The organism is Erythrobacter tepidarius (genome assembly GCF_002155695.1).
GTDB classification, from domain to species: Bacteria; Pseudomonadota; Alphaproteobacteria; order Sphingomonadales; family Sphingomonadaceae; genus Erythrobacter; species Erythrobacter tepidarius.
This window is the reverse complement of sequence record NZ_MUYJ01000002.1, coordinates 82,213-101,498: the sequence shown is the minus strand read 5'-3', so window position 1 is coordinate 101,498 and position 19,286 is coordinate 82,213. Positions and strand designations below refer to the sequence as shown.

The following is a 19,286-nucleotide window of genomic DNA, read 5'->3' as shown; positions in this document are numbered from 1 at the left end:
GAGAAAGTAGGAAAATGGCAAAACGCCGCGCCCTGCGCTTGGCCGCGGCGCGCTGCCGATCCTGCGATGGTCAGCCTTGCCCTGCAAACGGGAAGGGGCGTGGGCGGCCGACGGACGCGCCCTTGTCCGGGCGGGATGCGCGATCAGAAGCGGTAGCTTGCCGAGCCCCGGAACACCCGCGCATCGGCACTGTCGCGGCCGACGGTGGTATCGAAGCCGAAGCCGAGCTGGAACGGCCCGTCGCCGATATTGGCCGACAGCCCAAGCTCGACCCAGGTGTGATCGGCGCGGCCGAGCACGAAGCCCGCATTCGGGCCAGTTCCTTGCGCGAAGTTCGCCCCGAGCAGTTGCGGGCCGTCCTCGAACTCCCACACCAGCTGCGCATTGGCGTTGATTTCCACCATCTCGGCCTGCTTCACGTAGTCGAAGCCGAACCGCGCCTGCGCGGACCTGAAGGTCTCGCGGTCGATTGACAAGGCGGCCAGCCCGCCATTCTCGCGCACCGCGGCGAGATCGACGCTGGCATAGCGCCCTTCGATGCCCGGCGAGATTGTGCCGATCCCGGTGTCGAGATCATAGGACAGGCCCAAGGCACCCGAGACCAGAAGATCGTCGCTGGACGAGGTCAGGGTCTGGCCGGCGCCGAGGAACTGCACCGTCCGGGTGGTATCGAAGCCCATCGTGCCCATCGCGAATTGGCCGTCGAGCACCGGGCCATCGGGAAACTTATGGCGCATGTAGAGCGAGACGGCATAGGTGCTGCTGTCGACCCGCTGCCCGAGCGGGGTATCGGCTTCGAGGTTGTTGAAATAACCCGCCAGGCCCAGCATGGTGTTGTCGCCCGGGTAGAATTCGAGACCGCCGGAGACGAACAGGCCCGAGATCTCGGTGTCGCGCCGGAAGCCGGGGAGCGAATCGACATCGCCGTTGACGAGGCCAGCGGCGATGAACAGCGCGACATCCTCCGGCAGGTTGGCCTCGCGCAGCGCGGTTTCCTGCGTCCCGCTTTGCAGCGCCATTGCGGCCCTGCCGATCGGCTGGGCGAAGGGCGCAAGGCCAGCCTGCGCCACGGTGAGCGGCGCGCCGGAGATCGCGATCTTCCCGCCCGCCTTGCCGCGATCCGCCTCGCGCAGGCGCGCATCGTTGAAGTTTTGCAGCAGGTTGACAGTCTGCCCCGCGATCGCGCGCACCGCCTGCTCGTTCACCGGCGCAAGGCCGGAGAAGGTCGCGCGGATGGTGTCGGGGCTGGCGAAGTCGAGCCGGTAGAGGCCCGCCAGCGCGGCGTTGGCGCGGTTCTGGTCAAACAGGTCGGCATAGGCCGCCTGCACCGGATCGCTGGGATCGATCACGCTGCGGTAACTCGCCGCCGCGATCTCCATCAGCACCGCGTTCTGCTGGTAGATGAAGCGCTGGCCGAGGATCGCGGAGATGGCTGCGGCCTGAAAGGTGCCCGTCACCCCGCCCTCGGCGGTGAGGATGGTGTATTGGCGGCCATTGCCGTTGACCTGCTGCCTCAGCCCGCTCCCGAGCCCGACCACGCCGCCGACATTGGCCGCGCCGGTCACCGCGATCCGGTCGGACGCGCCGGTGCCGGTGAAGTCGGCAAGGAAAGTGCTGCCCGAGGACATCACCAGATTGCCGTCGATCGTCAGCGTGCCGGTGGTGCCCATCGTCGCGGGAGAGAACACGCCGGTGATGCTGGTGAGGAACGGCGCGGTGATCGTGCCGGTGCCCTCGATCATCCCGGCGAACAGGGTGTAGTCCCCGGCCGAGGTGAGACTGCCGTTGACGTTGACCCGCCCGCCGAACTGGTTGACGTCGATCAGCGAGGTGAGATCGCCTGCCGCGGCCACGCTCAGCCCGGCATCGCCGCGCACCGTCAGCCGGTCGATGGTGACCGCGCTGGAGAGTGTGGTGGTCCCGTTCTGGCTGAGCGTGACGTCGAAGTAGCGTGGATCGACGCGCTCGTCGGGGGTGGTGACGGCGTCGATGTTGTCGGGGACGAAGCCGGTCGCCCCCGGTAGGCCGTTGGCGAGCGTCGGGGCGGGGAGGGTATCGCCCTCGGCTGCCTCTGCGCCTTCGGCCGCCTGCGCTGCGCGGACACCGGGGGCGGCACTGGCGCCATCGGCCAGGCTCGCCGCTACCGGCAAGGCGAAATTCGCGCCGCCGGTGACAGCGGCGAGGTTGATAAGCCCGCGGTTGCTGGTCTGCTCGGCCTGCGGATCGAAGGTGTCCTCGAAGATCCCGGTCGCCACGTCCACGCAGCCATCGCCGGGTTCCTCGAACTCGACGCAGACTGCGCCGAAATCGCCTTCGGTGCCGTTAAGGCCGAGTTCGGGCGTGCTCGGCAGGCCGTTGACCACGTTGCCGCTGGCATCGATCACCCGGTACATCGGATCGAGCAGCGAGACCCAGTGGTTCGGGTCTTCCCAATTGCCGTCGCCCGCGCGCGCGCCGACGTAGCGATAGGGGTTGGTGGCGAGGATATACTGCCAGTAGAGCGATAGCGGCTGGTAGAAGCTGGTGGTGCCGAGCGAGCTGAAGCTTTGTGCCCCGAAGAAGCGCGAACCGCCCGACAGCACGCCGATGACGAGGTCTTCGTCCGACAGGGTGTTGTTGGCCGCGCCGAGGATCAGCGGACCGCCCGAATCCCCGCCCGCAGTGATGCCTTCATTGGGCAGGGCATCATCGCGGTGGACGTTGATGTCGAACACCACATCGCGGTTCTGGGAATCGAAATCGAGCTGGTAGAGGTTCTGCGGCAGTCCGCTCCCCCCGCCGAACAGCACGAGGTTGCGATCATCGAGCGACAGGAACCCGCCGAGCATATTTTCGGCCGCGCGGCGGCGGAAATCGATTCCGCCCACCGCGCCCTGCAGCGCGTTGCCGGTGCCGCCATAGCCGACGAGGTTGACGTGATAGCCGGTGCCGCGCACCGGATCGATGCTTTCGGGCGCGGGCAGGGTGGTGAACAGCAGCGCCCAGGTCGGGATGCCGGCCGCCGGCGTGTCGAGGCTGGCAAGCGCGATATCGGCCTCGGTGAAGCCACCCGCCTGTGGGTTCTGCAGCGACTGCGCGTTGTAGAAGATCCGGTTGACGTTGAACACCGCCAGCGCCGGGTTGCTGCGGAAGTTGTTGGCGAACCAGTTCTGGAAGCCGGGCAGGGCGTTGACATTGAACGACCAGGCCGCCGGGACCTCGTCGACGTTGTAGGCCTCTTCGGGCAGGTCGTTGACACAGTGCGCCGCGAACAGCACGGTGCGCGGGTTGATCAGCGTGCCGGTGCACACGAAGCCGTCGGCACGGAAGAACATGCCGATGCCGCGATATTCGTCTTCACTATCGACGATGTCGCCCGAGGTGATGGTCTCGTTGGGGACGACCGCGAGCGCGGGAGCGGCCGTGGCAGCAGTCGCCAGCGCGAGCATGGCCGACCCGGCCAGCAGGCCGCGGCGGCGGGTTTCGCAAAGCTTCATGGGGGACCCTTTTGTGCTTATCGATTGCGGTCGCCCTTGTGCGACCCTGTCTGACAGCGTAGTCTATCGCACGCGATTGGCAATCGGAAAAATCCTGTTTTTTCTTTGAGTTCGGTTCTCTGTCGCGCAGGCCTCAGCGCAGCGCGAGGAAGGCGGTATAGGCCGCGTAGAGCGCCACCAGCACCGCGCCCTCGATGCGCGACAGCCGCCAGCCGCTGCGCAGCTGGAGGATCAGCAGCAGCGTCACCCCCAGCATCGCCCAGATATCGAAGGCCGCGATTTCGGCCGGCACCGCGATCGGGTGGACCATCGCGGTCAGCCCGAGGATGCCGCACAGGTTGTAGATGCACGAACCCACGACATTGCCAAGCGCCACGTCCGCGTGCTTGCGCAGCACCGCGACGATGCAGGCGATCAGTTCGGGCAGGCTCGTGCCGACCGCGACCACGGTGAGGCCGATCACGCTCTGCGAAACGCCCGCCGCGCTCGCCAGCACGATCGCGCCGTCGACCAGCCAGCCCGCCCCGAAAATCGCCGCCGCCAGCCCGGCGAGGATCATCCCGCCGAGCACCACCGGGCCGGTGTCGGGCGGCACCGGGCGCTCTTCGGCTTCATGCTCGTGGCGCACCGCCTCGGCATCGTGGGCCGCGCTCTCGGACTTGTAGGCCCACCAGATATAGCCGACCAGCGCCGCCACCAGCGCTGCGCCCGGCAGCAGCCCGATCACGCCCAGCAGCACCGCCCCGGTCGCCAGCACCGCAGATCCGCCGAGCGCGAGCGAATCCCGGCTGAACGAGGCCGGGTTGACGCTGATCGGCACGATCACCGCCGAAAGGCCGAGGATGAACAGGATGTTGGCGATGTTCGATCCCAGCACATTGCCGATCGCAATTCCCGGCGATCCGGCCAGCGCGGCCTGCACGCTGGTCGCGAGTTCCGGGGTCGAGGTGCCGAAGCCGACGATCGTCAGCCCCGCCAGCAGCGGCGAGATGCCGAGCCGCGCCGCCATGCCCACCGCGCCGCGCACCAGCAGTTCGCCGCCCAGGGCCAGCAGCACGAGGCCACCGGCCACCAGCAGGATCGATTCGGTCATCATGTTCTCCGCAAGATTGCGACGGCGACGAACCTTAGCTGCCGGTTGCGACAGGGTGAAGCGCGTCCGCCGTGCTCCTGCCCGGCCTGTCGGGTTTTTCCAAGACGACCCGTCCGGGAAGATGATATATTTGACGCAGCAAAGGGTGTTGGACCTGAAATGAGCGGGTACAGCATGAAAGCAGCACGGTGGGACAGGCGCTCGGTCCTTGGCGGAGCGGTAGCCGCGGCTGGCGCGGCGCTTCTGGGTGGCGGTGTGGCGACACCGGCGCGGGCGGCGCAGAAGATGATCAGCGTCGGCGCGCTGGGCCCCAAGAACTTCAATATTTCGATGGCCAAGATGCTGGCGCGCTCCTCGCGGATAGCGATCCCGAGCTATCGTTTCGGCATCGTCGTGCGCAGCGGCATAAGTGCCACGGCTGATGCCGGCAATGTCCAGTTAGAGGCCAGCGCCGATCTGGTGGGTGTCGATGTCGCCATGATGCGCCGCATTGCCGACCGCATGTTCACCGATTTCGTCGCGCAATTGCAGGCAACCGGGCGCAGCGTCATAACCCCTGACGAGGTCATGGCCACGAAGGCGGCGCAGAAATTCACCGTCACCCAGGTTCCCTTCGTCAAGAAGCCCTTTGCCGATGCCCGCACGATTGCGGTGGTGACGCCCGAATCTCAGCCGCTGATCAACCTGCACCTCGATGGGCCGCTGTCGGACCAGTCGGCGTTCTCGCTGGGCAACTGGCGGGCGGCCAACGCCCTGAGCGTTGAGACCAAGGCGCTGGTGATGCTGCCGCGGGTCGTGTTCGACTTCGCCGCGCTCACCGGCAGCGGTCGCAGCATCTACGGCGATAGCGCCTCGATCGGGATCGAGCCGGGCATCTATCTCGTCCCCGTGCTCACCAGCTTCAGCTTCTACCATGCCAAGATCGCGCTGGCGGGCGAAATCGGCCAATGCCGGCTGGAAGACCGGGTGGCGCTGGGGCAGGCAGGGGAGTTGATCAAGTCAGGCAGCTTCAACAACCGCGAGGAGGTCGATCGCTGGAATTTCTTTGCCTCCGGCATCGCCTGGTGGGCGCAGCCGGGCGCCGTGGTGCCCGGTCGGCCGAGCACGGCCTATGATTTTTCGACCTACCAGTACCGGGTCGAACCAGCGCTGCTGGAGCAGGCGTGTCTGAATGGCGCGCTCGCAGCGCATCGGGTTTTCGCGGGCACGCTCGCGGCCAACCCGGCGACGGGCTGAGGCTGGCCGACTGCCCCAAGCAAAAGGCCCGGGAAGTGCTCCCGGGCCTTTCGTCTGAAGGTCGTGCGGCCTGCCCGACTACATCGAATAGTACATGTCGAATTCGACCGGGCACGGAGTGGTCTCGGTGCGGATCACCTCTTCCCACTTGAGTTCCATATAGGCTTCGATCTGATCCTTGGTGAAGACGTCGCCCTTGAGCAGGAATTCGTGGTCAGCGGCCAGCGAATCCAGCGCTTCGCGCAGGCTGCCGCACACGGTCGGCACTTCGGCGAGTTCGGCCGGCGGCAGATCGTAGAGGTTCTTGTCCATCGCCTCGCCGGGGTGGATCTTGTTCTCGATCCCGTCGAGGCCCGCCATCAGCAGCGCCGAATAGGCGAGGTAGGGGTTGGCGAGCGCATCGGGGAAGCGGAACTCGACGCGCTTGGCCTTTTCGCCCGCGCCATAGGGAATTCGGCACGAGGCCGAGCGGTTGCGCGCCGAATAGGCCAGCAGCACCGGCGCTTCGAAGCCCGGCACCAGACGCTTGTAGCTGTTGGTGGTGGGATTGGTGAAGGCGTTGATCGCCTTGGCATGCTTGATGACACCGCCGATGTAATAGAGGCACAGTTCCGACAGGCCGGCATATTCATTGCCCGCGAACAGCGGCTTGCCGTCCTTCCAGATCGACATGTGGGTGTGCATCCCCGAGCCGTTGTCGGACTTGATCGGCTTGGGCATGAAGGTTGCGGTCTTGCCATAGGCCTGGGCGACCTGATGCACGACATACTTGTAGATCTGCATCCGGTCGGCGGTCTGGACGAGCGTGCCGAAGGTCAGGCCCAGTTCGTGCTGGGCGGCAGCGACTTCGTGGTGGTGCTTGTCGCAGGGAAGTCCCATTTCGAGCATGGTCGATACCATCTCGGCGCGGATGTCGACGGCCGAATCCACCGGCGCGACCGGGAAATAGCCGCCCTTGGCGCGCGGACGGTGGCCCATGTTGCCATTGTCATATTGCTTGCCGGTGTTGGTCGGCAGCTCGATATCGTCGATCGCGAAGCTCGAGCCGGCGTAGCCGTCCTCGAAGCGGACGTCGTCGAACATGAAGAATTCGGCTTCCGGGCCGACATAGACGGTATCGCCGATCCCGGTCGACTTGAGATAGGCCTCGGCGCGCTTGGCGGTGCTGCGCGGGTCGCGGCTGTACCAGTCGCCGGTCGAAGGCTCGACGATATCGCAGTTGATGATCAGCATCGGGGTGGCGCTGAAGGGATCGATCCAGGTTTCCGAAAGATCGGGCTTCAGGATCATGTCGGATTCGTTGATCGCCTTCCAGCCGGCGATCGACGAACCGTCGAACATCAGCCCGTCCTCAAGCTCGTCCTCGCCCATCACGCTGGCGACCATGGTGAGGTGCTGCCACTTACCCTTGGGGTCGGTGAAGCGCAGGTCCACCCACTCGATTTCCTCGTCCTTGATCTTCTTCAGGACGTCTTTTGCTTTCGACATTTCGCTATTGCCTCCAACTATGGTGTGGACCGGCCCGCCGCTGCGGCAGGCAGGAGAGGGTGAAAAATCAGATGGCGTCGTCGTCGGTCTCGCCGGTGCGGATGCGCAGCGCGCTTTCGATTGCGCTCACGAAAATCTTTCCGTCGCCGATCCGGCCGGTCTGGGCGGCGGCGGCGATCGCCTCGACCACGCGCGCGGCCTGATCGTCGGCGACCACGACCTCGAGTTTCACCTTGGGCAGGAAGTCGACGACATACTCCGCGCCGCGGTACAGTTCGGTATGGCCCTTCTGGCGGCCGAAGCCCTTGGCCTCGGTCACGGTGATTCCCGACACGCCGATCTCGTGCAGGGCCTCCTTCACCTCGTCGAGCTTGAAGGGTTTGATGATCGCTTCGATCTTTTTCACGTTATCCCCATCCGCGCCTGGCCGGATTTTCGCCACTTTCCTAACAAGGATCGTGCCAATCACCCCTATGACCGGGCTGAATTATCCTTGCTGCCGGCGAATTGCGGGCAGTGGATGTGTTTCGCCTGAAGCCAGCCGGTAGCAAGATTATGGTGCGCTGCGCAATGGTGCACAGCCTGTGAACGGGCATTGCCTATATTTTAGGCAGCGTTGCGTCGATCAGAGGCGCAGGCCCGTCGTTTCGGGCAGGCTGCACATGATGTTGAGGTTCTGGATCGCGGCGCCCGATGCGCCCTTGCCGAGATTGTCGAGCCGAGCGACGAGACGCGCCTGCGAGCCGTCTGCGCTGCCGAACACATAGAGCCGCATCCCGTCCCACGGCGCGGCATCGGTGCGCAGCAGCAGTTCCGCGGGCGGCATCTCGGCCATGTCCACTCTCACCACGGCACTTGCCTCGAAATGCGCGACGAGGGCGGCGCGCAGGCTGGCGACATCGGCGCACGCGGACATGGCCGAGAGCGGCAGCGGCACGTCCACCACCATCCCGCGATGCGCGGGCACCACCGCAGGCGAGAATACCGGCGCGTGGCGCAGGCCGGCGTGGGTCTGCATCTCGGCCAGGTGCTTGTGCCCCAGTCCCAGCCCATAGGCGCGGTAGGCGATCTGCGGCTCGGACTGGAACCGGTCGATCAGCGCATTGCCGCCGCCCGAATAGCCGCTCACCGCATTGACGGTAAAGGGCCAGTCGGCAGGCAGCAGACCCTCCTGCACCAGCGGCGCGACCAGGGCGAGGAAGCCGGTAGGATAGCACCCGGGATTGCTCACCAGCTTGGCATTGGCGATTTTCTCGTGTCCGACGATTTCGGGGAAGCCATAGGCCCACCCCTTGGCGACCCGGTGGGCGGATGAAGCGTCGATGATGCGCGTGGCCGCCCCGTCCGCCAACCTTACGGCATCCCTTGCCGCGTCATCGGGCAGGCACAGGATCGCGATGTCGGCAGCGTGGAGCGCCTCGCGGCGGGCGCTCTCGTGCTTGCGCTGGGCCTCGTCGAGGACGATCAGATCGAACTCGCTGCGCCCCTGCAAACGCGCGCGGATTTCAAGGCCGGTAGTCCCCGCAGCCCCATCGATGAACAGGCGGATCGCCACCGCCTCAGCCTTTGGCCGGGACGAGTTCGCTCGTCCGGCACCATCCGCTCGGGCCCTGCGGGCCGGGGCAGCCCCAGGCCCATTCGCCGGCCACGTCGAGCAGTTCGAACCGGCTGCCGGGGGCGAGGGTGGCGAAGACCTCGGCATCCTCGCGCGGGGTGAGACGCAGGCCGGCGCCCGCTGCGCCGACAGCGTGGAGATGGGGGATGACATAGTGCGCCGCCAGATACGCGCCTGCCAGGGCAATATGCGCAAGATCCCCGCGCAGCGGCAGAGAGCCGGGCGCAGGCCTTTCAACCGGGCCTTTGAGGCCCAGCCCGCCCTCGGGCACTGCATATTCGGTCATGTCGGGCGCGATGCCGCTCATTGCTGTTCCGTTGGCCTTCCCAGGTAACGCTGCGTCCTCTCCCCAGACGGCGGCGTGGCAGGCCCGTTAGCGGCAAGCGGGCCGGTGAGCAAGTTCAGGCGCCATATCGGGCGCGGATTGCGTGCCAGGCCGCACGCAGGCCCAGCCCGCGCCCACCGCGCGCGCGCCCAGGGCGAGGGGTGGGGTTCCAGGCGAAGGTGTCGAAATGCACCCAGTCGATCCCCTCGCCCACGAAGCGATCGAGGAACAGCCCGGCGACGCTCGCCCCGGCAAAGGGGTTGGGCGAGGCATTGGCCAGGTCAGCGACATCCGAGGAGAGATATTCGCGGTAGGCCTCGGGCAGCGGCAGGCGCCATGCGGTATCGTCATGCGCCTTGCCCGCGGCAAGGAAGGCCTCGGCGGTTTCGTCGCGGCGCGCCATCAGCGCCGGCAGATCCGGACCGAGCGCCACCCGCGCTGCGCCAGTCAGCGTGGCGAAATCGACGATCAGATCGGGGTTTTCCTCCGAGGCGCGGGTCAGCGCATCGCCGAGGATCAGCCGGCCTTCGGCATCGGTGTTGTGGATCTCGACCGTCAGACCCTTGCGGCTCCGCAGGACATCGCCCGGACGCATGGCGGCGCCGGAGATCGCGTTCTCCACCGCCGGGATCAGCAGGTGCAGCCGCACCTTCAGCCGCGCGCCCATGACGAGATCCGCCAGCGCGATCGCGTGGGCCGCGCCGCCCATGTCCTTCTTCATCAGCCGCATGCCCGAGGAAGGCTTGATGTCCAGCCCGCCGCTGTCGAAGCACACGCCCTTGCCGACCACCGCCAGCACCGGGTGCGCGGGATCGCCCCACACAAGGTGCATCAGCCGCGGCGCATGATGCCGGGCCGCCGCGCGCCCGACCGCGTGGACCATGGGATAGAACTGCTCCAGCGCATCGCCGCGCACCACCGTCAGTTCGGCCTTGTGCGCCTTGGCCAGGCGTTCGCACTCGGCCTCCAGCGCGGCCGGGCCCATCTCCTCGGCGGGCAGATTGACGAGATCGCGCAAGCGGCATTCGGCCTCGGCCTCGGCGGTGACGGAATCGATCTGGGCGACCTGGGCGGTCAGCAGGATGCGCGGGCCTTGTGCCTTGTCCTCGCTCTTGTAGCGATTGAAGCGGTATTGGCCGGTGATCCAGCCGAACATCGCCGCGCCGGGCTCGCCGCCGACGAGCCGATAGGTGCCCTCGGGCAATTCCTCGGCCAGCTTGGCGAGGCACCAGCTCGACAGGCTTTCCGGCTTGGCCACCCCGCTCGCCACGAACCAGCCATCGCCTTCCGGGATGATGGCGAATTGATGGCTGCCACCCTCGAACTTCTGGGCAGCAAGGGCCGCGCGCTGGCCGGCTGTCAGCCCTTTGGCGAAGGCTTCCAGGCCTTCCTTGTTGACGAGGTGGATAGGGGTAGCATCCTGGCCGCGATCGGGCTGGATCAGTGCTTTGGCTTCGCTCATGGCTGTTCCATAATCGGCGGCGGCAACTTGTCACCAGCAGATTCGCCAAAGGGGAGGGAAAGGCAGCATGACTGTTCACCAAATGTTTCACGTGAAACATCGACGGACCGGCAACAAACCCGCAATCAGCCGATCATCCCCGCGCGCAGGCGCGGTGCTGGCGGTGCTGCTGCTGGCGGGTTGTTCCGCGCCCAAGGACAAGGCTCAAGCCACCGCCACAGCCAGCACCGGGGCCGGGTCCGAAGCCTCGGCTGCGGCCTCTGCCAAGCCCGCAGCCGTGGCCTTCGCGGACAATGCCGAACAGGACGGCGGCACGCGCGAATTCGCCTACAAGTGGCCCGCCGCGGTCTCAGCCATCCCGGCGCTGGCCGAACGGCTTGCGGCCGATCGCGACAAGGCGCTGGCCGAGCAGAAGGCCGACTGGGCCGGCGCGCTCGCCGAGTTTCCGGGCGAGGACTGCATCAGCTGCAAGAACCTCTCCTTCGCCAAGGAATGGAAGGTGGTGACCGATTTGCCGCGCTATCTTTCGCTTTCGGCCGACATCTACCTCTACACCGGCGGCGCGCACGGCAATTCCGCCTTCGAGACGCTGGTGTGGGACCGCGAGGCGGGCACGGCGATCAAGCCCGAGGCGATGTTCACCTCCGAGGCGGGGTTGCAGGATGCGCTCGGCGATGGCTGGTGCAAGGCGCTGAAGGCCGAGCGCATCAAGCGCATTGGCGCGGATTTGAGCGACGACGGGTTTTTTCCCTGCCCGGCGATTGCCGATCTGACCGTGCTGCTGGGATCCTCCAACCGCAAGGCCTTCAACCGCATCGGCCTGATCGCTGCGCCCTATGTGGCCGGTTCCTATGCCGAAGGGCCTTACGAGGTGACACTGCCGGTGACGCCGAAGGTTATCGCGGCGGTCAAGCCCGAATACAAGGCGGCTTTCGCGTCCGGGACGTAGCTTTTGCGGCGATCAGTCGCTATGTGGGGCCCATGCACGAATACCAAATCGTTGACGGCGAACAGGCCGTCTATCGCGACGGCACCATCAAGCTCCACACCGCTGAGGGCTTCGAGGGGATGCGCAAGGCCGGGCGCCTTGCCGCCGAGATCCTCGATGCCTGCGCCGATCTGGTCAAGCCGGGAGTGACCACCGGTCAGCTTGACGACGCGATCCGGGGAATGATGCTCGATGCTGGCGCTCTGCCGGCAACGCTCGGCTACCGCGGCTATGCCCATTCCTCGTGCATCTCGATCAACCACGTTATCTGCCATGGCATTCCGGGCGACAAGGTGCTGAAGGATGGCGACATCCTCAACATCGACGTGACCCCGCTGGTCGATGGCTGGCACGGCGATTCCAGCCGGATGTTCTACGCAGGCGAGCCTTCCTTGAAGGCGAGGAAGCTGGTCGAGGTGACCTATGAATGCCTGATGCTTGGCATCGCCGCCGCCCAGCCCGGCGCGCGGCTGGGCGATATCGGCGCGGCGATCGAGGCCCACGCCAGCAAGTTCCGCTACGGCGTGGTGCGCGAGTTCTGCGGGCATGGCCTTGGGCGCCTGTTCCACGATGCCCCCGAAGTGGTCCACGCCGCCAAGGCCGGGACCGGGCCGGAATTGAAACCCGGAATGTTCTTCACCATCGAGCCGATGATCAACGCGGGCAAGCCCTGGGCCAAGGTGCTGAGCGACGGCTGGACCGCGGTGACGCGCGACAAGAGCCTGTCGGCGCAGTTCGAGCATTCGATCGCGATCACCGAAACGGGCAACGAGATCTTCACCAAGAGCCCGATGGGACGGGACTGCCCGCCTTATTGAAGGCTCGCTTGCCGTAGGTTCTCCAGCCCAGATGGTCACAATTCGTGAACATGCTTATCTGGTGCGCGGCAGTGTGCCTTGCCGCGACGGTTTTTCCGGGCGGATGCGTGCAGACGACCCATGTCGCGCGCAAGGAAGCGCGGCTGCAATGCGAGCGCGACGGCAAGGTCTTCCTTGAGCGCGCGAAGATCAGCAATTTCGGCTTGTTCGGTTCGGTCACGGTTGCGGGCGATTGCCTCGGGCCGGGGGGATGAAGGCTATGTCGAAGCCCTTGAAAGGGCCAAGGCGCCAGACGCCGCCCTGCGCTGAGAGGCGGCGGAACGACGGCGCCGGCGGCTAGAGAAACAACACCGCCAGCACCGCGCTCATCACCACCACCAGCCCGACCGAAAAGCCCAGCATCGCCAGCACGGGCCGGGTGACGCGTCCGTGCAGCACCCAGTCATAGCGCACCGCAATCGCAATCGTGATCGGCACCTGCACCGCGATGGTGACCGGATCGGGCAGGCCCAGCACCTGCACCACGCGGGCATAGGCCGGGGTCATCAGCGCCAGCGTCGCGATCAGCATCGCCTGCCGGTGCGCGGCCGTATCGCGGCGGCGGGCGAAGCGCAGGGCAAGCAGATACAGGGGGATGAAGGTCGCAAAGGCCGTGAGGTTCACCACTGTCACCTCGGGGCGGCCGAGCTCCTCGCCGATGCGCCACGAGATCACCCCGCCGCTCACCAGCATCGCCGCCACCAGCGCAAGGCTGGCGCGGCCGCTCGCGCGGTGGGCGGCGAGGCGATATTTCGCGGCGAGCAAGCTCTGGCTCGCCAGCAGGATCAGCCAGGCGATCATGCTGCCCGCATGGAACACCACCAGCGGGGTGTAGCGCGCCTGCACCTCAGGATGGGCAATCGCCTTGCCCGCAAAGGCGAACAGCGTGAAGGCGAGCAGCCCCAGCGCGATCCGTCCCATCAGCAGGTTGGCGCGGGTGTGGCTTTCTGGCGCGCGCATTATCGCCTTCAGCGCGGGTCGCCTGGCATCAAGCCCGGCACTGGCGTGATCTCTCGGCGCTGCGCGGTGCCGACCACGATGCGTTCGGGCGTGTCTATTCCGATCGGCTGGAAATAGGTGAGCGCAAGGTCTTTTCGGTCGATCGCGCGCTTGGTGTAGCCGGGGCCGGGCGGCAGCCGGTTCGGATAGAGAATGATCTCGTCACTCTCGTAGCGCAACCCGTAACGCATTCCGCCGCGCGTGCCGTCACGCGAGGCGCTATACCCCCGCTGGCGCTTGGCATTGATGGCCAGAGGGTGGCTCTTGCGCTCCCAGCTTTGGCCAATGTACTCGAGATGGAGATCGCGTTCGCTCGGCAAGGCGGCCTGCTGCGCGGCAAGCGGCCGAGGCAGGGGGCTTAATCCGAGCACGACTGCCACCAGCCAGATTGCGCCCCACCTGCGCCGGATTGGCTTTTGCATGGTCAATTCTCCCTTGCCGCGCGGATCGCGGCCCCGGCGGCAAAGGGCGCGAGTGCCACCAGCGCGAGGCTTATGGCGGCAACGAAACCGAGGCTCACGTGATCCTGACGGGCGAGCGCGCCCGCGCCGAAGATCAGGACGGGCAGGGCAAGCGGGATCAGCAGCAGGCCCGAAAGCGCCGCGCCCGCGCGCAGGCTGGCGGTCAGCGCGGCGATCATCAAGCCGATGGCGGCAAGGCCCGGCGTGCCCGCCAGCAGGCCGAGCAGCAAGAGAGAGAAGCTCTCGCCCTCGATCCTGAGCAGCGCGGCCGCCGGGAAGGTCGCCAGCACCAGCGGTGGGCCGAAGCTCAGCCAGTGGGCGGCAAGGCGCACCGCCATCATGGTCTCTTCGGCCATGCCGCGCAGCCTCAGCTGGTCGAAGAAGCCCAGTTCGATGTCGCGCGCCACCAGCCTTTCCAGAGGCAGGATCGCCGCCAGCAGCGCCGCGATCCACACCACCCCGCCGCCGGTCCTGGCGAGGATCTTGGCATCCGGCCCGACCGCGAAGGGGAACAGCATGGCGACCGCGACGAAGAACACGGTGGGAAGCGCCGCCCCGCTGCCGGTGAAGGGGAAGAACTGCGCGAGGTCGCGGCGGAGCAGGGCGGCGGTCATGCCTCCGCGTCCTCGGTTTCGGCCGGCGCGAAGTCCTCGATGGCGAAGCTTGTCATGCCCGGCACATCGAGCGGCTGGTGCGAGGCGATCAGCGCGATTCCGCCTGCGGCGCAATGCTCGCGCACCAGCGCGCTCACCAAGCCTTGGGAGGCGATGTCGAGGCCTGCGAGCGGCTCGTCGAGCAGCCACACGGGCGCGGCCTGCCCCAGCACCCTGGCGAGCGCGGCGCGCTTGCGCTGCCCGGTCGAAAGGAAGCGCACCGGGACCTCGGCAAGCGCATCAAGGCGCAGCCGCCGCATGACCGCGTCGCCATCCGTCGCGCCGTCCAGCCCGAACCAGAAGTCCAGCGCACGGCCCAGCGGCAGGTCAGGCTCCAGCCCGCTGCGTTCGTCGAGCAGGGCCAGCGCGCCCTCGCGCCGCACCTCTCCGGCAAAGGGCGTGGTAAGGCCCGCCAAGGCGCGCAGCAGCGTGGTCTTGCCCGCCCCGTTCGCGCCGGTCACATGGCACGCCGACCCGGCCTCCAGCCGGAACGACAGCCGCCGGAACAGCAGCCGCTCGCCGCGGCGGCAGGCGAGGCTTTCGGCAGCGAGGAACGGCGGCAAGGCTTGCATTGGCGCGCAGCGTTAGGGAAAAGCGGCCGCGCGAACAAGCGATCTGCAATCAAGGATGCCTTCGATGTCCGTCCCCGAACTCACCTGCGAAGAAATCTCCGCGCTGCTCGGTCGGCACCCCGAATGGACGCTGGCGCGCGAGGGCAAGGCGATTGCCCGCACCTTCCGCTTCAAGGATTTTTCCGAGGCCTGGGGTTTCATGTCGCGCGTGGCCTTGCTGGCCGAAGCGCAGGATCACCATCCCGAATGGTTCAACGTTTACAACCGCGTCGAGGTGACGCTGACCACGCATGATGCCGGGACAAGCGGCGGGCTGTCGGCGCGCGATGCGCGGCTGGCGAGCGAAATCGATAGGATCGTCGGTAACTGATCGGGCAAGTTCGCCCGCCAAGCGACGGGCCGCAAGCGCAAACGCGGGCCCGTAGCGACACAACCTTCAGGTCGCATGAGCGAGGATTTCGCATCGCGGAGGCGATGCGGACAAAAACGCCCAACTCACCTTCCCAGCAAGCCCTGCCGCCCCGCGGCGCGCTGTTGCTTGCGCACCTTGCCCGGCATCCAGCGCTTGGCGAAGGCAAGCCGGCGGGCGGTCTTGCCGACGAGGTAGTGCAGCTCCTCGCCGTGCACCGCCTGCCACACCGCCTCGGCCACTTCCTCGACCGGGGTGATCTCGAGTCCCGCGGCGGTCACGCGGGTGCGGATGTTCTCGTTGCTGTTGCGGTTGCCGGTGCCGTCGAGCAGCGGGGTGTCGATGAAGCTGGGGCAGATCGAGGAGACCTTGATCCCGTCCGCCGCCCATTCGGCATCGAGGCTCTCGGCCACCCCGCGCACACCGAACTTGGTGGCGGAATAGACGCTCATTCCGCTGCCGCCGGTCAGCCCGGCGGCGCTCGCGATGTTGACCAATGCCGAGCCGGGCGCGCTCGCCTTCAGATAGGGATAGGCCGCCTGCGCCCCGTAGAGCACCCCGCGCAGGTTGATGTCGAGGCAGCGGTCGATCTCGTCCTTGTCGAGCTCGGCGAGCGGCCCGCCGGTGCCGATCCCGGCATTGTTGACCACCACGTCGATGCGCGATCCGGCGGCGGTGTTGAAGGCGGCCAGCGCCTCGTCCCACGCCGCCCGGTCGCGCACGTCGAGCCGGTGCATGTATTTGAACCCGCCCTCGATCAGGCCGAGCGTGTCCTCCATGCCTTCGACATTGATGTCGGCGATCCCCACGAACCAGCCGCGTTCGCCGAAATGGCGGGCGACGGCGCGGCCGATGCCCGATGCTCCGCCGGTGATGAAGATGCTGCGCCGGCTTGCCATGCTGATCCCTCTCCGATTGCTCTTTGCAACCCATCTAGAGCGGATGGGCAGGCTTGTCAGCAGGGCAAATCAGCCCGCGCTCGCTTGGGCCAGCGCCGCTGCCAGACCTTTTACATGGCCTGCGCCTTCGATGACCTGCGCGCTCGCCGGCCGCAGCGCATCGCCGATCGGCTCGGCCCGGCCGCCGAGACATTCGGCGAGGAAGTTCTCGGCGATGGCGAAGAAGGCGATGTTGTTTTCCGGCCGGGCAAAGCCGTGGCCCTCGTCAGGAAAAAGGACATAGGTGACCGGGATTCCCGCCGCCCGCATCGCAGCGACGATCTGATCGCTTTCGGCCTGCTTGACGCGGGGATCGTTCGCCCCTTGCGCGATCAGCAGCGGACGCGTGATCCGGTCGGCCTTGTAGAGCGGGCTGGCCGCGCGCAGCAGCGCCCGTCCTTCCTCGGTCGCAGGGTCGCCCATGCGTTCGTGGAACACCTTCACCAGCGGCGCCCAGTAGGGCGGAATGGTGGCAAGCAGGGTTTCAAGGTTCGATGGGCCGACGATATCCACCCCGCAGGCGAAAACCTCCGGCGTGAAGGCAAGGCCCGCCAGCGTCGCATAGCCGCCGTAGGATCCGCCCATGATCGCGATCTTGTCGGGCAGCGCGATGCCCTGCGCCACGGCCCAGTCGACCGCGTCGATCAGATCATCGTGCATCTTCAGGCCCCACTGCCGGTTGCCGGCATTGAGAAAGGCCTTGCCGAACCCTGTCGAGCCGCGGAAGTTGACGCTGAGCACGCCATAGCCGCGATTGGCGAGCAGCTGGTGGGCGGCGTTGAAGCCGTAGGTGTCACGCGCCCAGGGGCCGCCATGGACCAGCAGCACCATCGGCACAGGCTGGTCCGGCACCCCGTCGCGATCGCCATCGCTGCCCGGCGGCAGGGTGAGATAGCAGGGCAGGGTAAGACCATCGCGGCTGGCGATCTCGACCGGGTGCATCGGCTGCAGCGGCGCGCCTTCGAGATCCGGGCGCGTGGTATAGAACGGGGTCAGCGTCATCGCGGTGCGATCGAAGATATAGGTCAAAAGCGGGCGCGTGAGCGGATCGTTCCAGACGATCCACACGCTGTCGTCATCGGTGCGGCTGTTGATCCCGAAATCGCCCTCCAGCCGCTCACCCAGCCATGCCAGCGCGGCGGCCATGGCCGGATCGGTGGCGTGCCAGCAGGTGGTGAGATAGGTCACCGCATAGGCCTCGATCACGCCGGTCAGCGGATGGCGCAGGGTCTGGCTGATATCGGCGCGCTCATCCGCTCCAATCAGGGTGCGCGCGCCGGTCGTGGTGTCCTGCGCGAACAGGGCGGCGGTGTCGCGCCCGCGGCTATCGATCCAGTAGAGCGTTCCGCCGTCGGTGGTGTAGCCCACCGGCGCGGTCGTCAGCGAATCCTCCATTGCCGTGGTCTCGCACGGCTCGGCCGCGACCACATTGTCCTCGATCCGGAAGTAATCGGTCCCGCCCTCGGCATTTTGCCGCATCGCCATGCGCAAGGTGAGCGTGTCATCCGCCTCGAACCCGGCATAGGCATTGTTCTCCAGCACCAGCGTGAGCGTGCCGCTGGCGAGGTCGAGCAGATAGGCATCGTGCCACTGCGGATCGCGGTTGTTGAGGCCGATCAGCAGTTTGTCCCGGATGGTCGCCGAGATCGCGATCAGCTCGACCCGGGTGTTCTCGAACGGGGTGAGGCAGGTCTGCGCGCCGCTGGTCAGGCAGGCGCGATAGAGCAGGAAGTTCTCGTCCCCGTCCTTGTCCTGGATATACATCACCGCGCTCGAATCCGGAGCCCAGAAGTGCTGGCGGATCGGGCGCCGTTCGGCGCGGGTGATGGCCCGGGCGGCGCCGGGATCGGATCGGGGCGCGATCCACACGTTCAGCACGCTATCGAGCGGCGCAAGCCAGCTCAGCCAGCGCCCGTCGGGGCTGACCTTGCCCTGCGCGCGGACGGGATTGCCCATCAGCGCGGCGCGCGGGATGAGAGGGGCGGTATCGGGATGTCGGGCCATGGTTTCTCCTGTATTGCCCAGATAAGACACCAAGCTCCCGACTGCAACCCGCGCTGCCTCGCCTAGATTGCGGGATTGGCGTAGAAATGCCAGGTGAAGATCGCCATGCTGCCGCGCTGCGGCGCCCAGTCCTCGGCTAGTGCGCGGGTCGCCCTTTCCGTCGGGCGTTCGGGCAGATCCAGCAGGCGTCTGACCCCTTCCTGCAGCGCCAGATCGCCGGCCGGCCAGATATCCGGGCGTCCTTCGGCAAACAGCAGGTAGATCTCGGCCGACCAGCGCCCGATGCCCTTGATCCGGGTGAGCAGGGCAATCGCCTCCTCGTCATCGGCGGGGAGCGCGGCGAAATCGAGTTCGCCCGCCGCCACCAGCGCGCACAGGCTTCGGGCATAGCTCTGTTTCTGGCGCGAGAGGCCGCAGGCGCGCAGGGTGTCGAAATCGCGCTCGAGCAGGCAGGCGGGGGTGAAGTCCGGCCCCAGTTCCGCCTCCAGCCTGCGCCACATCGAGGCGGCGGCCGCGACCGAGACCTGCTGGCCGACGATCGTGCGCAGCAGGGTCTTGTAGCCCCGCTCGCGGATGCGCGGCTCGGGATAGCCGATCCGCGCCAGCGCGCGCGCCAGCCGCGGCTCACGCGCAGCGAGAGCGTCGAGGTCGGCCCGCAATCTTTCGCCTGTCAGGCCCACTGCCACTTTCCTCATCTTGCCTTGGCTTTC

The 19,286-nt window shown here is 66.9% G+C and carries 19 protein-coding genes; 5 read left to right on the top strand and 14 right to left on the bottom strand.

The features are described from left to right. Positions 1-143 precede the first annotated feature (143 nt). On the bottom strand, positions 144-3,476 hold the full coding sequence (locus BZF61_RS02235; protein WP_086617008.1) for an autotransporter domain-containing protein: 3,333 nt from the start codon (positions 3,474-3,476) through the stop codon (positions 144-146). A 133-nt stretch (positions 3,477-3,609) separates the two neighbouring features. Then, a complete protein-coding gene (locus tag BZF61_RS02230) occupies positions 3,610-4,572 on the bottom strand; it encodes a calcium/sodium antiporter (RefSeq protein WP_245804470.1) in 963 nt (320 codons plus the stop codon). A 171-nt stretch (positions 4,573-4,743) separates the two neighbouring features. Between BZF61_RS02230 and BZF61_RS02225 the strand changes: the two genes are divergently transcribed. Further along, complete coding sequence (locus BZF61_RS02225) at positions 4,744-5,805, top strand: hypothetical protein (protein WP_143736863.1); 1,062 nt, start codon at positions 4,744-4,746, stop codon at positions 5,803-5,805. A 78-nt stretch (positions 5,806-5,883) separates the two neighbouring features. On the opposite strand, the gene glnA is transcribed toward BZF61_RS02225, so the two are convergent. The 5 genes from glnA to BZF61_RS02200 form a co-directional block, all read right to left on the bottom strand. After that, positions 5,884-7,293: a type I glutamate--ammonia ligase gene (gene glnA / locus BZF61_RS02220; protein WP_086617006.1), complete on the bottom strand. Its 1,410-nt coding sequence runs from the start codon at positions 7,291-7,293 to the stop codon at positions 5,884-5,886. Positions 7,294-7,360: 67 nt separating this feature from the next. Then, the gene (locus BZF61_RS02215) at positions 7,361-7,699 is read right to left on the bottom strand and encodes a P-II family nitrogen regulator (RefSeq protein WP_086617165.1); all 339 of its coding nucleotides are present in this window, start codon (positions 7,697-7,699) and stop codon (positions 7,361-7,363) included. Positions 7,700-7,918: 219 nt separating this feature from the next. After that, a complete protein-coding gene (gene argC / locus BZF61_RS02210) occupies positions 7,919-8,848 on the bottom strand; it encodes an N-acetyl-gamma-glutamyl-phosphate reductase (protein ID WP_086617005.1) in 930 nt (309 codons plus the stop codon). Between the two features lie 4 nt (positions 8,849-8,852). Further along, positions 8,853-9,215 carry a hypothetical protein gene (locus tag BZF61_RS02205; protein WP_086617004.1) on the bottom strand — a complete coding sequence of 121 codons (363 nt, stop codon included), beginning with the start codon at positions 9,213-9,215 and terminating at the stop codon, positions 8,853-8,855. 94 nt (positions 9,216-9,309) lie between these two features. After that, entirely contained in the window at positions 9,310-10,695 is a 1,386-nt protein-coding gene (locus BZF61_RS02200) for a leucyl aminopeptidase family protein (protein WP_086617003.1), read from the bottom strand. 67 nt (positions 10,696-10,762) lie between these two features. Here BZF61_RS02200 and BZF61_RS02195 point away from each other — a divergent pair, with 67 nt between their 5' ends. From BZF61_RS02195 to BZF61_RS02185, 3 genes are read left to right on the top strand one after another with little or no spacing between them, the layout of a single operon-like run. After that, positions 10,763-11,644: a PdaC/SigV domain-containing protein gene (locus BZF61_RS02195; RefSeq protein WP_245804469.1), complete on the top strand. Its 882-nt coding sequence runs from the start codon at positions 10,763-10,765 to the stop codon at positions 11,642-11,644. A 32-nt stretch (positions 11,645-11,676) separates the two neighbouring features. After that, a complete protein-coding gene (gene map / locus BZF61_RS02190; RefSeq protein WP_086617002.1) occupies positions 11,677-12,501 on the top strand; it encodes a type I methionyl aminopeptidase in 825 nt (274 codons plus the stop codon). Positions 12,502-12,545: 44 nt separating this feature from the next. Continuing rightward, on the top strand, positions 12,546-12,755 hold the full coding sequence (locus BZF61_RS02185; RefSeq protein ID WP_086617001.1) for a hypothetical protein: 210 nt from the start codon (positions 12,546-12,548) through the stop codon (positions 12,753-12,755). 82 nt (positions 12,756-12,837) lie between these two features. Here BZF61_RS02185 and BZF61_RS02180 read toward each other — a convergent pair whose 3' ends face one another. The 4 genes from BZF61_RS02180 to ccmA are packed head-to-tail and all read right to left on the bottom strand — an operon-like array spanning position 12,838 to position 15,225. Beyond that, entirely contained in the window at positions 12,838-13,500 is a 663-nt protein-coding gene (locus tag BZF61_RS02180; protein WP_245804468.1) for a hypothetical protein, read from the bottom strand. 8 nt (positions 13,501-13,508) lie between these two features. Continuing rightward, entirely contained in the window at positions 13,509-13,961 is a 453-nt protein-coding gene (locus BZF61_RS02175) for a hypothetical protein (protein WP_086617000.1), read from the bottom strand. Between the two features lie 2 nt (positions 13,962-13,963). After that, complete coding sequence (locus BZF61_RS02170) at positions 13,964-14,614, bottom strand: heme exporter protein CcmB (protein WP_086616999.1); 651 nt, start codon at positions 14,612-14,614, stop codon at positions 13,964-13,966. Beyond that, positions 14,611-15,225 (bottom strand): heme ABC exporter ATP-binding protein CcmA, encoded by a 615-nt coding sequence (ccmA, locus tag BZF61_RS02165; protein WP_086616998.1) that lies wholly within the window; start codon positions 15,223-15,225, stop codon positions 14,611-14,613. Before ccmA ends, BZF61_RS02170 begins: the two co-directional genes overlap by 4 nt. A gap of 64 nt (positions 15,226-15,289) precedes the next feature. Here ccmA and BZF61_RS02160 point away from each other — a divergent pair, with 64 nt between their 5' ends. Continuing rightward, entirely contained in the window at positions 15,290-15,595 is a 306-nt protein-coding gene (locus BZF61_RS02160; protein WP_086617162.1) for a 4a-hydroxytetrahydrobiopterin dehydratase, read from the top strand. A gap of 125 nt (positions 15,596-15,720) precedes the next feature. Here BZF61_RS02160 and BZF61_RS02155 read toward each other — a convergent pair whose 3' ends face one another. The 3 genes from BZF61_RS02155 to BZF61_RS02145 all read right to left on the bottom strand — a co-directional run bounded on the left by BZF61_RS02155 (position 15,721) and on the right by BZF61_RS02145 (position 19,256). Further along, positions 15,721-16,533, bottom strand: a complete 813-nt coding sequence (locus BZF61_RS02155) for an SDR family oxidoreductase (RefSeq protein ID WP_086616997.1) — start codon at positions 16,531-16,533, stop codon at positions 15,721-15,723. Positions 16,534-16,602: 69 nt separating this feature from the next. Further along, positions 16,603-18,576 carry a S9 family peptidase gene (locus BZF61_RS02150; protein WP_086616996.1) on the bottom strand — a complete coding sequence of 658 codons (1,974 nt, stop codon included), beginning with the start codon at positions 18,574-18,576 and terminating at the stop codon, positions 16,603-16,605. A 62-nt stretch (positions 18,577-18,638) separates the two neighbouring features. Then, on the bottom strand, positions 18,639-19,256 hold the full coding sequence (locus BZF61_RS02145) for a DNA-3-methyladenine glycosylase family protein (RefSeq protein ID WP_086617161.1): 618 nt from the start codon (positions 19,254-19,256) through the stop codon (positions 18,639-18,641). Positions 19,257-19,286: the final 30 nt, after the last annotated feature.

What these genes read in the sequence shown, in the direction of transcription:
- BZF61_RS02235 (WP_086617008.1), bottom strand. Translation starts at nt 3,476, where the DNA reads ATGAAGCTTTGCGAAACCCGCCGCCGCGGCCTGCTGGCCGGGTCGGCC.
- BZF61_RS02230 (WP_245804470.1), bottom strand. Translation starts at nt 4,572, where the DNA reads ATGATGACCGAATCGATCCTGCTGGTGGCCGGTGGCCTCGTGCTGCTG.
- BZF61_RS02225 (WP_143736863.1), top strand. Translation starts at nt 4,744, where the DNA reads ATGAAAGCAGCACGGTGGGACAGGCGCTCGGTCCTTGGCGGAGCGGTA.
- glnA (WP_086617006.1), bottom strand. Translation starts at nt 7,293, where the DNA reads ATGTCGAAAGCAAAAGACGTCCTGAAGAAGATCAAGGACGAGGAAATC.
- BZF61_RS02205 (WP_086617004.1), bottom strand. Translation starts at nt 9,215, where the DNA reads ATGAGCGGCATCGCGCCCGACATGACCGAATATGCAGTGCCCGAGGGC.
- BZF61_RS02200 (WP_086617003.1), bottom strand. Translation starts at nt 10,695, where the DNA reads ATGAGCGAAGCCAAAGCACTGATCCAGCCCGATCGCGGCCAGGATGCT.
- BZF61_RS02195 (WP_245804469.1), top strand. Translation starts at nt 10,763, where the DNA reads ATGACTGTTCACCAAATGTTTCACGTGAAACATCGACGGACCGGCAAC.
- map (WP_086617002.1), top strand. Translation starts at nt 11,677, where the DNA reads ATGCACGAATACCAAATCGTTGACGGCGAACAGGCCGTCTATCGCGAC.
- BZF61_RS02180 (WP_245804468.1), bottom strand. Translation starts at nt 13,500, where the DNA reads ATGCGCGCGCCAGAAAGCCACACCCGCGCCAACCTGCTGATGGGACGG.
- BZF61_RS02175 (WP_086617000.1), bottom strand. Translation starts at nt 13,961, where the DNA reads ATGCAAAAGCCAATCCGGCGCAGGTGGGGCGCAATCTGGCTGGTGGCA.
- BZF61_RS02170 (WP_086616999.1), bottom strand. Translation starts at nt 14,614, where the DNA reads ATGACCGCCGCCCTGCTCCGCCGCGACCTCGCGCAGTTCTTCCCCTTC.
- ccmA (WP_086616998.1), bottom strand. Translation starts at nt 15,225, where the DNA reads ATGCAAGCCTTGCCGCCGTTCCTCGCTGCCGAAAGCCTCGCCTGCCGC.
- BZF61_RS02160 (WP_086617162.1), top strand. Translation starts at nt 15,290, where the DNA reads ATGTCCGTCCCCGAACTCACCTGCGAAGAAATCTCCGCGCTGCTCGGT.
- BZF61_RS02155 (WP_086616997.1), bottom strand. Translation starts at nt 16,533, where the DNA reads ATGGCAAGCCGGCGCAGCATCTTCATCACCGGCGGAGCATCGGGCATC.
- BZF61_RS02150 (WP_086616996.1), bottom strand. Translation starts at nt 18,576, where the DNA reads ATGGCCCGACATCCCGATACCGCCCCTCTCATCCCGCGCGCCGCGCTG.